This window comes from Methanothermobacter sp. K4, from assembly GCF_022014235.1.
Classification (GTDB): domain Archaea; phylum Methanobacteriota; class Methanobacteria; order Methanobacteriales; family Methanothermobacteraceae; genus Methanothermobacter.
Window position 1 is genome coordinate 4561 of the sequence record NZ_JAKLTD010000004.1, and the last position, 15139, is coordinate 19699.

The 15139-nt window shown below is 48.5% G+C and carries 14 protein-coding genes; 2 read left to right on the forward strand and 12 right to left on the reverse strand.

What is annotated here, in order from left to right; translation table 11 throughout:
* Positions 1–14: 14 nt before the first annotated feature.
* From otsB to L5462_RS08455, 5 genes are all read right to left on the reverse strand, one after another.
* Positions 15–809 (reverse strand): trehalose-phosphatase, encoded by a 795-nt coding sequence (gene otsB, locus L5462_RS08435; protein WP_237780340.1) that lies wholly within the window; start codon positions 807–809, stop codon positions 15–17.
* Positions 802–1869, reverse strand: a complete 1068-nt coding sequence (locus L5462_RS08440; RefSeq protein WP_237780341.1) for a hypothetical protein — start codon at positions 1867–1869, stop codon at positions 802–804. Before L5462_RS08440 ends, otsB begins: the two co-directional genes overlap by 8 nt.
* A 24-nt stretch (positions 1870–1893) precedes the next feature.
* Entirely contained in the window at positions 1894–3822 is a 1929-nt protein-coding gene (locus L5462_RS08445) for an endonuclease MutS2 (RefSeq protein WP_237780342.1), read from the reverse strand.
* Positions 3823–3905: 83 nt separating this feature from the next.
* Entirely contained in the window at positions 3906–6302 is a 2397-nt protein-coding gene (locus tag L5462_RS08450) for a U32 family peptidase (RefSeq protein ID WP_237780343.1), read from the reverse strand.
* A 31-nt stretch (positions 6303–6333) separates the two neighbouring features.
* On the reverse strand, positions 6334–7659 hold the full coding sequence (locus tag L5462_RS08455; RefSeq protein WP_237780344.1) for a GAF domain-containing protein: 1326 nt from the start codon (positions 7657–7659) through the stop codon (positions 6334–6336).
* Positions 7660–7777: 118 nt separating this feature from the next.
* Between L5462_RS08455 and tmk the strand changes: the two genes are divergently transcribed.
* A complete protein-coding gene (gene tmk, locus L5462_RS08460) occupies positions 7778–8362 on the forward strand; it encodes a dTMP kinase (protein WP_237780345.1) in 585 nt (194 codons plus the stop codon).
* A gap of 19 nt (positions 8363–8381) precedes the next feature.
* Here the strand turns inward: tmk and L5462_RS08465 are convergent, their stop codons facing one another.
* Genes L5462_RS08465 through mcm form a run of 5 tightly spaced genes read right to left on the reverse strand, consistent with a single transcriptional unit; the run spans position 8382 to position 13077 of the window.
* Positions 8382–8591, reverse strand: a complete 210-nt coding sequence (locus L5462_RS08465) for a hypothetical protein (RefSeq protein WP_237780346.1) — start codon at positions 8589–8591, stop codon at positions 8382–8384.
* A complete protein-coding gene (locus L5462_RS08470; RefSeq protein WP_237780347.1) occupies positions 8592–9551 on the reverse strand; it encodes a tyrosine--tRNA ligase in 960 nt (319 codons plus the stop codon).
* A gap of 4 nt (positions 9552–9555) precedes the next feature.
* Complete coding sequence (locus L5462_RS08475; protein ID WP_237780348.1) at positions 9556–10608, reverse strand: 60S ribosomal export protein NMD3; 1053 nt, start codon at positions 10606–10608, stop codon at positions 9556–9558.
* 26 nt (positions 10609–10634) lie between these two features.
* Complete coding sequence (locus L5462_RS08480) at positions 10635–11042, reverse strand: translation initiation factor IF-2 subunit beta (protein WP_013295174.1); 408 nt, start codon at positions 11040–11042, stop codon at positions 10635–10637.
* A 37-nt stretch (positions 11043–11079) separates the two neighbouring features.
* Positions 11080–13077: a minichromosome maintenance protein MCM gene (mcm, locus tag L5462_RS08485; RefSeq protein WP_370637061.1), complete on the reverse strand. Its 1998-nt coding sequence runs from the start codon at positions 13075–13077 to the stop codon at positions 11080–11082.
* Between the two features lie 112 nt (positions 13078–13189).
* On the opposite strand from mcm, the gene L5462_RS08490 reads away from it, so the two are divergent.
* Complete coding sequence (locus tag L5462_RS08490) at positions 13190–13624, forward strand: hypothetical protein (RefSeq protein WP_237780350.1); 435 nt, start codon at positions 13190–13192, stop codon at positions 13622–13624.
* 47 nt (positions 13625–13671) lie between these two features.
* Here L5462_RS08490 and L5462_RS08495 read toward each other — a convergent pair whose 3' ends face one another.
* Together L5462_RS08495 and L5462_RS08500 are read right to left on the reverse strand one after the other, a co-directional pair.
* Complete coding sequence (locus L5462_RS08495) at positions 13672–14307, reverse strand: RlmE family RNA methyltransferase (protein WP_237780351.1); 636 nt, start codon at positions 14305–14307, stop codon at positions 13672–13674.
* A 4-nt stretch (positions 14308–14311) separates the two neighbouring features.
* Positions 14312–14830: a metallophosphoesterase gene (locus L5462_RS08500; protein WP_237780352.1), complete on the reverse strand. Its 519-nt coding sequence runs from the start codon at positions 14828–14830 to the stop codon at positions 14312–14314.
* Positions 14831–15139: the final 309 nt, after the last annotated feature.

Here is a 15139-nt window from a genome sequence, read left to right on the forward strand (position 1 = left end):
AGGAATGAATAAACCTATTTTAAGAGCCACTTGAGAAATCTGAGGACCTCAGGGACCCCTGACACATAGAAGGAGGCCGAATCCTTTATTTCATCAGGTATCTCCTTTGAGAGCACAATCACTGATGCAGCTCTGATTTTTCTTTCAGATTCTAGTTTTCTGAGTTCCCTGAATGCATCGGCATCTGTGATGTCATCTCCAAGGTACACTGCCGATGATACGTCTGATTCCTCTATGATTTTCCGGACTATAAGGCCCTTGTTGTACTCCACTGGGGGTTTGAGCTCAACGAGCATTCTCCCGTGATCCACACGTATTTTTCTGGATTCTGGCATCTCTCTGAGGGCATCCATTATCCTTTTTTCTGTCAGTTCATGATCAGTGCACTGCCTGTAGTGTATGGAATAGCAGATACCCTTATCTTCAAATATGATATTCTCATCGGGGGATTTCTCCTTGAGTTCAAGGGCACATTTTCTGATGAGTGGGAGGTACTCCTCAACCTCCCTGAAGCGCTCATACCTTCCATTTATAATGTACTCAAGGCCATGGTTTCCAACATATATTGCCTCTGGGACCCCCACCATCCTGAGTGCCTCATGCACGGGCCTTCCACTTATAAAGGCAAGCACCCTGTAGCGTTTAGAGATTTCCCTGAGAACTTCCCTCATCTCTTCATCTACACGGGCTTCATGGGGTGTTGGTGCTATTTCACTTATTGTACCATCGATATCCGTGATTATAGCTGTTCTGCTGGAATTCTTCAGGTATTCAAGTTCATCAAGAAAATCAAATAAATAATCAGGCATCAAGAGCACCTTTAAGTCTGTCAAATATGATGTATGGGTCGCTTCCGATGACCGAACTTCCAAAGAGTTCCATACCACCCATATCAGATGACGCTGATGCAATGTTCCCACGGTCCACGATTCTTATGATGCCGGGGATCTCCATTTCTGCATTAAATGGGTGCATCGACAGATTGAAGCTGTAGACACCACATTCATCTATCAGGCACCTTAAGATCTTGAAGAGGTAATTCTGCAGATCAGAATTCCTGAAGGCATCTGTTTTAAATGTCATGATGATCTCCTTTTCCTTCAGAGGGGTTATACTTGCATATATAAACGCGCCTCCTGATTCAACACCAAGTCCAAGCGCATGGTGGACTGAAAAGACATCATCATGGTATGATGAACCATAACGTTTCCTGTATCTCCTGGATACATCATCAAGGAATGCAATCCTTGCATAGGGCCTCCTGCCCAGGAGAAGCTGCATGTGGCCGTGGATCTGTGATGCCCCTGCCCGTGGAAGGCAGTTCCATACCATGAATGGAAAATGAAGTCCCGAGGATTTCTCTGCCATTTTAAACCATTTTGAGGCGGTTATGAGGTAATCTGAGAATTCCTCCAGGGTGAAGTCAAGGGGATCATGTTTTCTGAATATCAGAAGGCCGCTCCACGCATCGTACTTGGCTATGTTTGATGCTGTAATGGAGTGCCTTCCCACAACGCGTCCGAAATCATCTTCAGGCGTGTACAGTTCTGGTCTGCAGAAGTCACACCTCTTTTTATCCTCGATGAGTTCATCAAGAACTCTTCTGGCAGATTCAGTATCCATAGCAGGCTTTTTAAGGCGCATGGAATTAAAAAGTGATCCTTCACCCGTCCAGCGGTTGTATATGCTTATTATCCTCTGATTTTCAGCGGATTCAATAAATTTTATCCCAAACCTCTCTTTGAGGCTTTCACTCACCTTAAGGTGTCCTTCATCACATCCAAAATCGTATATGCGGTTGAATATCTCATAGATGTCCTTCTGCTCTGTTTTAAGATCCAGGAGATGGTCCTTGAGATGGGTTATCATGGTAACTGATATGGTTATTCAGATTTATCCGTTTTTCTGAAACTTTTCAAGTATCCTGCGGTAAACCATCCTCTCATTGTCACCTGATTTCTCATATATCATCCTTATAATCAGCTCAGGGGTGCTCCTTGCAAGATAGTTTATTCTGGGTGTTCTATCCACAATGAGATTATAGTTCTCATCAAGCCCCCGCGCCTCGATACCATCAACCCTGACATCCACGTACTTGAGTATTTCACGGGCCATGTGGGTCACAATGACTGCAATGGATTCAGATTCCATTATGAACTCTATGAAGGTTGCTATGATCTTCACTGCAGCATCAAGTTCGGTTATTGCCTCAAGTTCATCAAGGAGTATGAGCTTTGAGCTTCCACTGGTTGTCACGGGGGTGAAGGTCCTTATGAATGACTCGAAGGCACCGGCATCCAGGGACCTCCTCTTTGAGATAAAGTGGATCTCCTCAACTGGCCTTACATGGGCCTCACGGGCACATACAGGAAGTCCCATATGGGCCATCAGGGTCACCTGGGCGAGTGTCTCAAGAAGCGTTGTTTTCCCCCCACTGTTGGCACCGGTGAGGAGCACAACATTATCAGGGTTACCCAGTTTGTAGTCAATTGGCTGGGGGTTTTCTGATCCAACAAGGTTGAGGTGCAGTGCCCCCCTGAGGATGATCTCATCACCGAATTCCGGTTCAATGAGCCCGTAATCCTGGGCGAAGAGGCCCAGAGCGAAGCGATAATCAAATTCCATTATGTCCCTTATTTCATTTTCAACCGCTTCTCTGAGTTTACTGAGCCTAGATGCCGCATCGACCCTCCTTTCAAATCTCCTTATATTTTTTGATGCTGATTCAAGACGTTTAACCCTTTCAAGTTCCCTATGATCGATCTTTAGGGGATAAGATTTTATGAAGGGATCGAAATCAACACCTGTCTTTTTCTTTATCATTTCACAGGCCTTTTTGAGGACATCATCGAATATTTTCTCAAGTTTACCTGTCATTCCCTGGTTGAGGAGGGCCAGGACTTCCTCGCCTTTAAGGTCGATACCCCTTATGAGGTCCCTTAATTCTGAATCAGCCCATACCTTCACAGAGTTAACTGCCTCATCAATGTCGACTTCCTCCTCTTCGAGACTGCCGAGCTCATCCATTACTGCAAGGACCTCATCAAGACAGGTTTCCATACCTAGAATCCTTTTAATTTCAAGGGCGCCACGCAGGAGGTCAATGTTCTCCCTGAAATAGCCAAGAACATCCTCCGGCACAATCTCATGTTTCTCTGAATCTGCGGTGACCATTACCGTGTTGAATGTGTCTTCCAGGTCAATCATTCCCTCGGAGTAGACATAGATTATCAGTTCGTATTCATCAAGTTCACCCTGTTCAGGGTTCATTATCACGGGATGGTAACGGTTGAGGCCCATGTCTATCATGTGATCATAGTCCTCTCTTGTTTCCACGAGTATGGCCCTGGATGGATTGAATGGGGGGCGGGGATTTTCAGGCCTTTTAATCTTTTTCAGGAGATCCCTTAAAGCTTCAACCGGAAGCTCAGAGACCATTTTCTTTGATTCCATGACCATTTCAATATGGCTCCTCATGGCATCAGTATCTGTTGATGGGTGGAGGAGCATTAGCCGGTTACGGGCATAGTCTGTATGGGCATATGAACTGATGGTCTCAACTATTTCCTGGTAAATCTGAAATGCCCTTTCAGTTTTCAGGAAGGAGGGAACAGGATTTCCCAGGAGCTTGCTGGTTATTTCAATGGCTTTGCGCTGACTTATACCTTCGATTGATGCGATTCTATCAATTTCAAGGTTTTCAACCGCCTTTAAAAGCTCCTTTTCTCCCCCGAGTTCGTCTATTATCTTCTGCGCCAGCCTTTCCCCTATCCCGCTGACATCTGTGAGGGCTTCCCCTACAGAACTTATGGACTTCATCATGCCCACTATGTGGAGTTACTGAGATATATATGAATTCAGAGTGCACCTGAAAAGTATTCCATGGGCCATCGGCAAGGAATCCATTATTCTGCAAGACCCCTCCTGAAGTGTGATGCCGTTACCCCTGAGGGACTTCCCCCCACAATGCGCTCCTTGATTTCCGGGATCCTTTCAGGTGATTCAAGGGCACTCACATATGATTCAATAAGTAATCTGGTTCTCTTGGGGGATTGAATACGGCAGTCGATGGAGAAGTTCCTGAAGCCTGCATCAAGAAGGGAGGGTAAAAAGTCAATGAGGCATGTCTCCCTTGAATTCATGATTACCGTTTCACAGCCAAGGAGCTGATTTATGGGAAAGAAGTCGCCCCTCCTGTCCATGATAGCCCATCTGGAATCGGTGGATGTATCGAGGTCAGGGGGTGCAAGTTTCCAGAGGTTGTCCCGGGTCACCATTGCTGTGAGGTTTCCATGCACGATGATTTCAGAGGGGACATGGATCCTCTGCAGGTCCTTCCAGGATAGTTCAGGTGAGAGGGTCAGGAGGTGAAACTTGTCTGATAGGAGGGTCGCTGATCGGCTGTTGTAAATGTTGAGGGCGGCTGATCCATACACCTTCACATCACAGTTTATCAGGTCAGGGATACCGTAACCACCCACCATGAGGTCCATGGAGAGGTCTCCTTCAATCTCAAGGAGCCTTTCAAGGAGCCAGTCATGGGTTATGTCAGGCCACTTCCATACAGGTTCAGCACCGTATCTGGATGAGACCTCAGAGGCCCTCTCCAGAGCACTGATGATGTCGTCATCGTCACAGTCCCTGAAGTCACCATGAACCTGGGGTTCCAGGTAAACCCTACCTGCACCGGCCCTCAGGGCGGATTTCATTGCCTTGAGATCCTCAACATAGACAGAGATACAGGGGGCCTCTGGAAGTCTTCTGTCAGGGTGATCAGATTCAGGCTTGTGATGGTGATGGTGGGGTCTTCTCTCTCTGAGTATCCTTCTTTCGACCATCATCAGAAGTTCCCTTCTGAGGGCGTTGAGGCGGCTGAGGGGGTAGAAGAATCCTCCGGGGTATCTGAATTCGGTTAAGGTTAGCCTGAAGGGTTTATCCCCGGCCCTCAGCAGATGGTCCTTTATTGTATCCTCATTGAGGGGTCTTTTGAGGGCCCTCTCAAACTGTGTTTCAACCGATTCCCTGAGCCTCAACCCATTCATCATCCATTCTGCGGTTAGATTCACCATCCCATCTTTATCTGCAGTGAATTTCAGTTCAATATCCCAGCACTTTCCTGGAGATGATCTTCTGAGTTTTTCAGTGAATTTCTGTAGGCTCTTCCTCCCTGTGAGGTAAACCCGTGTACCCTCTTTTACAGGGACTGAAGGAACGGAGAGTAATCTGCCACTGTATCTATAATCATGTAGATACATTCCTTTACCTGTGCCCTGGAAGAAGAGTCCATCACCTGGTTCTGGCTTGATACGGGATGTTATCCTTATATGGGCCCTGCCACCTTCGTACCTTTCAACGTAGCCCACAGGGAGGCCCCTGTCACCGGGGTATTCCCGTCCCATGAAATCCTCCCTGAACAGGTGTCCACCTGTGAGTGTCCGGTTGAAGGTCAGCCTGAGCTTCTCAAACTCCTCCTTTGATGGCTTCCACCCACCCCTCTTTATCTCATCGAGGGCCTGTCTGTAGACGCTCACTGTGGTGGCAACGTATTCAGGGGACCTCATCCGCTCCTCTATCTTCAGGGATCGGACTCCGGCTTCAACCAGTTCCTGGAGGTGCATGTAGGCTGAAAGGTCCCTTGTGGATAGGAGGTACTCCTCACTCAGTGGCACCCTCCTTCTTGAGGGTTTCAACTGAACGAGTTCATACCTCTTCCTGCATGGCTGGGCGCACCGCCCCCGGTTACCGCTTCTACCACCTATAAATGAGGATAGAAGGCACTGGCCAGAGTAACTGCAGCATAGGGCTCCGTGTATGAAAACCTCAACCTCCACGTCTGATTCAGCCGTCAGGGTCCTGACCTCATCAATGGAGAGCTCCCGTGCCAGTATAACTCTCTCAAGGCCCATCTGCTCAGCCCATCTTATCCCCGCCCTGTTGTGTATGGTCGTCTGGGTTGAGGCATGGAATGGGAGGTCAAGTGATAGTTCATCCCTCAGAACCAGGAGGGCGGGGTCCTGTATGATCACAGCGTCCACACCTGCACTGGAGAGTTCCTGGAGGTATTCAGCAACATCTGAAATTTCAGAGTCCCTTAGGAGGGTATTGACAGTTACATACACATTTCTGTCATGCAGGTGGGCGTATTCCACCGCCTCACGGATTTCCTGCAGGCCGAAGTTCTCTGCATAGTACCGTGCACCGAAGTCCTTCCCTGAGAGGTAGACGGCATCGGCCCCTGCATTGAGGGCGACCCTGAAGGATTCAGGGGAACCTGCAGGCGCAAGGAGTTCCGGGATTTCCAAGTAGAGTTACCTCCGAATCTAAAATAAGGATTTATTTTATCTCCTCAAGGACCTCGGTAACTATCTTAAGGAATTTCTGTACGAGGGTCCTGTTCTTCTCCTCACTGGCCCTGACACGGTCCTCTTCAATTTTTCTGTGAATCGCAATTGCATATATATCTGCAAGGCGCTCCAGTATCTCCAGGTCCCTTTCATCGTAGTCCTCATCCTTTCCTGAAACTGCGAGTATTCCCACAAGTTCATCGTTGAGTAGCGCTGGGCATGACAGGAAGTTCCTTATTTCAATGTGGCCCTCAGGGACCCCTGTGGATTCAGGGTGCGAGGAGGGATCATTTACAAGAACTGGTTCCCTTTTTCTGATCACCAGATTCCAGAGACCGCCCATTTCAGTGGATTCAGAGTCCACATGACACTCCTCCCCCACCTCCTTTGAGGGGAAGTAATTCCTCAGGCTGCCGTCTGACTCAAAGAAGCCTGCCATGCAGTATCTGCTGCCTGTAAGTTTTTTCGCCCTTTCAATTATGCTCTCCGATATCTCTTCGAGTGAAAGGGGGGACAGGAGTTTCTTTGATATCTCTGCAAGGCTTTTGTTTATTGTTGTCTCCCTTTCAAGCGCCCTTCTTGCGACTTCCTTTTCGGTGATATCCCTGTGGACACCCACAACCCCCTTTATATTACCCTCAAAGTCACGGAGCGGTGATAGGGTTGTTTCAAAATGAAATTTATCCATGGGCTGCCATACCCACTCATAACTTACGGTTTCCCCTCTGAGCGCCCTTTCAATCATTTCACTGTGAATCCTCTCACAGAAGACCTCGCTGACCTTTTCACCCAGGACTTCATCTGCATCAAGGCCGTATTCTGCAAGCGGCCCCGGCGATATCATGGTTAACCTTCCATTGCTCTCGGCAGTGAACAGTATATCCCTTATTGATGAGAGTATGGCCCTGAAGAGTTCATCATTCTCTGCAAGCCTCCTCTCAAGCTGATGTTTATGGAGGGCGACCTCTATGACGCTGTGAAGTTCCCGGTCCTCAAAGGGCTTTATTATGTATCCAAAGGGCCCTGTTATCTTGGCCCTTTTGAGGGTTTCCTCGTCGGAATAGGCGGTTATGTAGATTATGGGGACCTTCATCCTTTTTGTTATCTCCTCAGCAGCCTCTATACCATCCATGTCCCCCTTGAGGACAATATCCATAAGTATGATGTCTGGCCTTGTTTTTTCAGCCATCTCAACGGCCTTTTCACCGGTGGAAACTGTGGCTGTAACCTGGTAACCCAGGGATTCAAGGCGCTGGCTTATATCAATGGCAACTATGCTCTCATCCTCAACCACCATGACCTTGGCTTTTGACATGTTCCACCTCTATAAACTAAAATCAATACTATAATTCTGTCTCTAGAGCATTATAAAGTTATGTCATGATTTCAACCATAGGGGAAGATATTTTACCTTCACCGATAGATTACTCTCTATGTACATATGCTTTGAGGGAATTGATGGGTCAGGTAAGACAACACATTCCGTCCTCACCGCGGAGTGGCTCAGGGAAAACGGATACAGGGTCTTCAATGTTAGGGAACCAACAGACTCCAGGATAGGGGGCATCATAAGGGAGATGCTCTCCAGTCCAGATGCCAGGACCCCTGATGGACAGAGGATGCTGGCACTCCTCTTTGCTGCGGACCGCCTGACCCTCAGGAGCAAAATTGAGGGGGAGTGGAGTGGAAGTGTTGTGGTGAGTGACAGGTGCTACTATTCCAGCATGGTTTACCAGGAACCCGCTGAATGGGTTTCTGAGATAAACAGGTTTGCACCAAAACCTGATATCGTCATACTCCTTGACCTTGATGTTGAACTGGCAATGGAGAGATGTGGGGGTACCGATGAATTTGAGGACCCATCATTTCTTTCAGGGGTCAGGGATAGGTACCTTGAACTCGCTGATAAAAATGAATTTTACGTTGTTGATGCAGCGAGGGGGGTTAACATCATCCAGAGGGATATAAGGAGGATAATCGCCCCCCACCTTGGAATATGTCCTGATGGGATAAGATAGATTCAGTGGATTGATGCATTCATTTTTCCGGGGACCCTGGATTCTCGAGTTCCTCTATCCTCTTTCTGATGGACTCAAGGATACGTTCCCTTGCCCTTTCAAGTTCCTCCAGCTCACCCCTCAGTACGGGGCCGTCATCTGTCTGTATCAGTTCAACCTCGTATTCATCAATTATCTCAGCCATTGTTGTGTGGGTTATACCTGGCGGAAGTCTCATGTCGTACAGCATCTAAACACCTTTCATGTATTCCCTTACTGGTCTCAGCATCTCAATAAGGTAATCCGAAACAGCATTCTTCAGATCCAGCGGGTGAAGGTTGCCGCTGGAGTAGGTATCCAGTAGTTCGTCAAGGTTCAGATCAAGGTCGCCCCCGAATTTCTCAGGGCGCCTTATGGTCATCCTGCCATATTCTGGCATTATAAAGTACTTCACGATTTCGATGATGGGGTTACCCTCCAGCTCCCCCATGGGACAGTAACTTCCCTTAACCTTCTCCATTATCTCATCGGGGGAGTCGTCCACTGCAATGAAGTTACCCTTGCTGGAGGACATCTTCTCTGAGCCATCGGTGCCGTGTAGCAGTGGGGTGTGTATGCATACCGGCGCATCGAAGCCAAGCCGGGGGAGGTTTTCACGTGCCAGCATATGTATCTTTCGCTGTTCCATTCCCCCCAGCGCCACATCCACATCAAGGTAGACCATGTCGATGACCTGCATGAGGGGGTAGATAACCTCTGCAACCTTATGGTCCTCTGCTTCCCTTGTTATCTGGGCCATGCTTCTCCTGGCCCGAAGGAGTGTTGTTATGAGGGCCATTCTGTATACAAGGTCTGTGTACTCTGGCTGCGTCTGGAAGGATGAACCCAGGATGAACTCGGTCCTATCAGGTGAGAGTCCAAGTGCCAGGAAGCATTTTCTGTTGTAATCTGCCATCTCCCTTATCCTCTCCATGCTGCCCTTACCATTTAGGTATGCATGGTAGTCTGCGAGGAGTATCTTGACCCTGAAACCAGCATCCTGCAGTTCCCTCAGTTTTCTTATGGTTATGGCGTGTCCCAGATGAACCTTACCTGAGGGCTCATAGCCTGTGTAGACAACAGGTTCATCCTTCTTCAGGACCTCCAGCAGTTCATCGGGTGTTATAACCTCAAGAACATCACGGGTTATGGTGTTAAGCGTATCATCCATCAGATCATTCCTCCGCCTCAATGATGTAGAGTTTCTTCTTAATTTCTATGACAGGAACCTGTTCACCTATCTCAAGTTTTGATGTGTAACTGTCAGCTTCAAGGTCCACTGGTTCAAAGGTTTCAGGGTGAAGTACCTGTATCCTTCCAGGGGATCTCGCTGTTACTGTGGTTGTCCTGACATCACCGGCCCTCGCAACGAGGTTAATGTTTTCATATTCTCCCCAGAGTATGTTCTTCACGTCACGGGTCTCAAGATCCTTCACAGCCACGCCACGCTTTCTTAGGTCAAGGACCGTGACCATCCGGTCCTGGTGCATGAGGAAGTCTCCCCTCCTGAAATCGGGGAGTCTGAGTGAAATCCATGTCCTGTAGAGTCCCTTACCGCTTGATCTATCCTGTCCCATTAGCCGTGGCGACTCACTGGCAATGCCACCGAGTTCCTCCCTGAGGGCGCTTACAACCTTTCTGGCGGATTTATGGGATCCTATGTAGTAGTCGACCCCCTCCTTCACCTCAACCCTCTGGGGCATGTAGGCGAGTTTATCCCTCCTTGAGAGCTTCAGAAGGGTCCTTTTAACTGTGAGGTCAGCTCTTTCTATTTCTGATTCATCCAGTTCCCTTTCATCGGCCCTTAACTGTATCACAGCCTCGTAGTAGCCTGAAGCCTGTTTGCTGCAGGTCGGGCAGACCGTATTTGTGAGGCGGACCTCCACCCCGTACTCCTGGCTCACCATCCTTCCGAGGACCTCAGCATCAACCTCCACCAGGCACTGGTAGATGGTGCCCCTCTGCTGTATTATTTCCAGTTCAATTTCAGGGTTTTCAACGGGGGGTTCCCAGCTGATATTCTCCTCAAGGGCCCTGTATACTATTTCCTCCTCAGGGAGACCCTCGTCCACCCACTGGCCACTTATCAGTTTCGCATGGCAGTGGCTGCACACATAAACATCTATTTTGGCAGGAAGGGTGAGGATGGTGTAGTCCTCAAGGAAACAGTCCCTGCATAGTCCATCATATAATTCAGAATCAGAACTACCGCATCTGACACAGAACATTTTCTATAGCTGCTCCTCTATCTTCTCTAGACGTTCTTGAGGGGCGCCTTGGCACCGCATGCCTCGCACTTGAGAAGGGATATCCGCCCCTCCCTGATTATCCTTGTATCTGGCCTGTTGCATTCGTGGCATATGACGAATTTGTTGACGTAGTCCTCTATCCTCTCGTTTATGAGGAAGTGGGTGAATTTACCCTGCAGTATGGCCCTTCCACCCTCAAGGTTACCTGCCGTCCCCAGTTCCCTCAGAAGGAATTTCAGAAGGTGCTGGGGGTCCCTGTTGAGTGCATCTGCGACCTCCCTGAAGTTCTGTATGAATGTCCTGTTTCCCTGTATAACTGAGTATGCCTTTGGAACCTCGAAACGTTTTGTTTCAAATACTTCAGGGGGCAGCTGCTCTATGGCCCTTTCAAGTAATTTCTCGTAATCATCCATAATCTATACCTCCAGTAAAAAGTGTGTAATGGAAAATTCAGACCACCTTAAGGTATCCCCTGGCGGGCTCAAATATTGCGCCCTTATCCTTCAGGATCCTTATCAGTTCCTCAACCTTTTCCTCACTCACGTTATATCTATCCATCATCTCAGTTATAAGAATATTGGTGGGTGCCCTGCCACCATAGTCCTCCTCGTATTTCCTTATTAATTCAAGTAGCAGGCGGAACTTATCCCTCTCGGATTTGGGTGTTCTCCCCTCAACCTTGTCTATGTCTATCTTACCGGTTTCAGGGTCGTATCCCACCTGTTTCAGGCATGCCTGGGACAGCTTTATTGCCTTCCTGGCGTCCTCTGCCTCCACGTGTTCCTTGAGTTTTATCTTTGCACTGGCCTCTGAGAGTCGTACAAGGGCCTCCAGCTGCCTTGCTGTTATGGGGACCGGTGAGTCCTCATCGGCCGCGCTCGCCCTCATTGATACGTAGAAGTCCTCAAGGACCTGCATCGCCTCATCTGTCAGCACTGGTCTGACGTTTTTCCTTGCGTAGGCTATGTACTTCCTCAGCAGTTCTGGATCTATTTCAAAGGGGGTGTGGTCCTCCTTATGTGTTTTCAGGATGTGCCTTGCAAGTTCCCGGTCCTTCTCCTCATCGGGTTTGTCCTCGACAACGAATATGAGATCGAAACGTGACAGTATGGTTGATGGGAGATCTATCTGCTCTGCAATTGATTTGTAACTGTCAAATCTCCCGAATTTTGGGTTTGCAGCTGCCAGGACAGAGCACCTTGAGTTGAGGGTTGCCATTATCCCTGCCTTGGCTATGCTTATGGTCTGCTGTTCCAGTGCCTCGTGGATGGCTGAACGGTCCTCATCACGCATCTTATCCAGTTCATCCACACAGACATTACCCTTATCCCCAAGGACAAGGGCACCGGCCTCAAGGGACCATCCACCGAATTCATCCCTCACAGCAGCAGCGGTAAGCCCAACCCCCGAGGTACCCTTACCGCTGGTGTATATGCCCCTGGGGGCCAGCTTTGAGACGTACTTGAGCATCTGGGACTTACCTATACCAGGGTCCCCGACTATGAGGATGTGTATGTCCCCACGGAGGCGGGTCTTATCATCAAGCTCCTTCCCGGTCCCCCCAAATAACTGAAGGGCTATGGCCTCCTTTACCTCACGGTAACCGTGTATTGATGGTGCAGTGGACCTTATGATCTTCTCATATATGTTGGGGTCAGCTGCAAGCTCCTTTATTTTTTCCTCGTCCTCATCACTTATCTGGAGCTCCTCGAACTCCTGTTCAAGGAATTCGGTGTAGTTGCCGTATATGAAGTTCTTGAATCGCCGTGTCCTCTCATCGCGGACTGTTCTCAGTGTACCTGTGACCCTCACGATGTCCCCGGGGGTGAGGGTGTCAACCAGGTCATCCTCAAGGACGACGGTTATCTGGCGGGGCTGCTCACCACCTGAGAGGTTCTCGAGTGGTTCCTGGAGTTTCAGTGTCTGGGTGTCCAGGAACTCTGATTCATCCTGAAGGAGCCTGAATGACCTGCCACCACACTCTGAGCAGAGTGATGGCTCTGTGATCATGTTTGTGGACTGGCTGACCTCATGGAGCCTCATGCAGCCCCTGCACTCAAACACGGCCTTAACTATCCTGGGTCTTATCTCATCTGTCTTCCTTACAATACCGTCAACTGCAACGAATTTACCTATGAATTTACTCCGGAGCTCCCTGAGGGGTATGACGTTGCTGACCCCACCGAACCTTATGTTGAGGTCAACGTTCTTCCTGAGGGGATCAATGTTCCTTATGGCCTTCTGGGCAGCCCTTATGACGTCGTCCGGTTTTTCAATTAGAAGGTCTGCAAGGTCAGGGTCGAACATTTCAAGGTCAAGGTAATCAACCTCAATGGATCTGACGTTGGGATACTTCTCTATGGACTCAAATACCCTGTCCTTGTACTCCTTGAGTGAAAAGAATTCTTCGAATTTTGTGAGTGTCTTGCTCTTATCCACGGTTTTCATCATGAAAGTATATTATAACGACATTATAAAACATTAATTGAGTGGGGTAAACTAAGCTCTAATTGTATGAACATGAAGATTTTTTCACAGTCGCTGGATTTAAGGTGAGATCATGAAGAGATCAAGGATAAACCTCTTTAAGGTAACATCAATGACCATATCAATTCTGGGAGTGCTTCTCATAGCAGGGACCATACTGATATTTGCATATATAGGCGTCGATGCGGTATCTGATGCCATATCCGGGAGTGTGGAGAAGGGTGCTGAGTACGATGAACTCGCAAAGCTCCAGAGCGATTACTCGTCACTGAAGGTCCAGTATGACTCGGTTAAAAAGGAGGTCTACCAGAGGAATAACGATAACCTGACAAAGACGTACCTGAATGCTGAGATAGAGCTCGTGAAGGCCAAATCAGCGATTGATGACGTTAAAAGCGCACTGGAAACAAACAAACCAAAATCTGAGGTTGATGAGCGCATAAAAACAGCCAGGTATCAGCTTCAGGTTGCCTCACAGGCCCTGAATGACCTGAGGGCCCTCATGTGAACTGGGGATTCCCATCCATTTTCTTTGGGGGCTTGAAGTTCTGCCTGTTAATGGATGATTCTCTCCCATTTCCTTTTACCCTTGAAGTCCCGGCCGACAATGTACATCTCTGCACTTGCCTTTCTTGATGAGGCGGGTTTCGTTGTTTTGAGTTTCCAGAAATCCTTCCTCATTTCCTTTATGACCTTATCGAGTTCAGGACCCTGGAATGCCTTGATCAGGATGTTCCCCTTTCTCTCAAGGACCCTGTAGGCTATGTCAAGGACATTCTCAACGAGATCCACCGATCGGAGGTGGTCGATGTCCCTTATACCTGAGAGGGAGGGGGCAGCATCTGATATGACAACATCAGCTCTTCCACCCAGCTCCTCAATTATCCTCTCCTTTATTGCGGGGTCTGTGAAGTCCCCCCTTATGGCCCTGAAGTTCTCACTCTTAAAACCCTTTATCCTCTGGAGGTCAACTGCAACCACAAGTCCCTCCTCACCGACCTTCTCAAGGGCGACCTGTGACCATCCCCCGGGGGCGGCTCCGAGGTCAAGGACCCTGTCACCCTTTCTTATCAGTTTGTAGCGGTTGTTGAGCTGCAGTAACTTGTAGGATGCCCTTGAACGGTAGTTCTCCCTCTTTGCACTTTTGTAGTAGTGGTCCTTTTTCCTTTCAGCCTGCCATCGTTTTCCCATGTGGTCACCTCCTGAAGTTCAGTGATCTGCAGACAGGCGCCCCTGTCCTGATGATCCTGGCATCAAGCTTTTCACCTTCGATTTCAAGGAGCATGACGCTAGGATCTGTGAGGCGGGGCACTGTGGGACTTCCAGGGTTGAGGAGGAGTACGTCATCAAGTTCGGTTATGAAGGGCTGATGTGTATGTCCGCTTATGAGGACATCTGCACCAAGCTCAAGCCCCAGGTACCTCAGCTGCTGGGTATCACCGCGGGGATAGACCTCCCCATGTATGAGGCCCACCCTGTATGCTCCGATCTCAAATACCCTTGATCTGGGGTTGTCTATACCATATCTGCGGTCCATGTTTCCCTGAACGCACTCAACAGGTGCAAGGGTTTCAAGGTCCTTCAGAACGTCCGGTGAGGTCAGGTCACCGGCGTGGAGTATGAGTTCAACGTCCATGAAGGCATCAAATACTGCATCAGGAAGTTCAGCTGCCCTGTCAGGGATGTGCGTATCTGATATAACACCTATTAGCATTTTCACTCTCCTTATAGGGGTAAATAGTAGTTTCTGGAATGCTCAGTTTATGTTGTCCTGGTAAGCAATAAGATTACACAGTCCTATATCTTTTTTATTTTTAAAATAAGTTTTCTGGATGGTGTCTGTATCTGGGCCGGGTCTGGAATAAAATGTACGTTGCTGGGCTGCCCTCTGGCCCTACTGGTATCTGTATCTAAGTTTGGATCAGGACTTGTATACTTCTTTTTTCATCTTTACTGAGTACATTTGTGGTATCTGTATCTAAGTTTGGATCAGGACTTGTATACTTCTTTTTTCATCTTTACT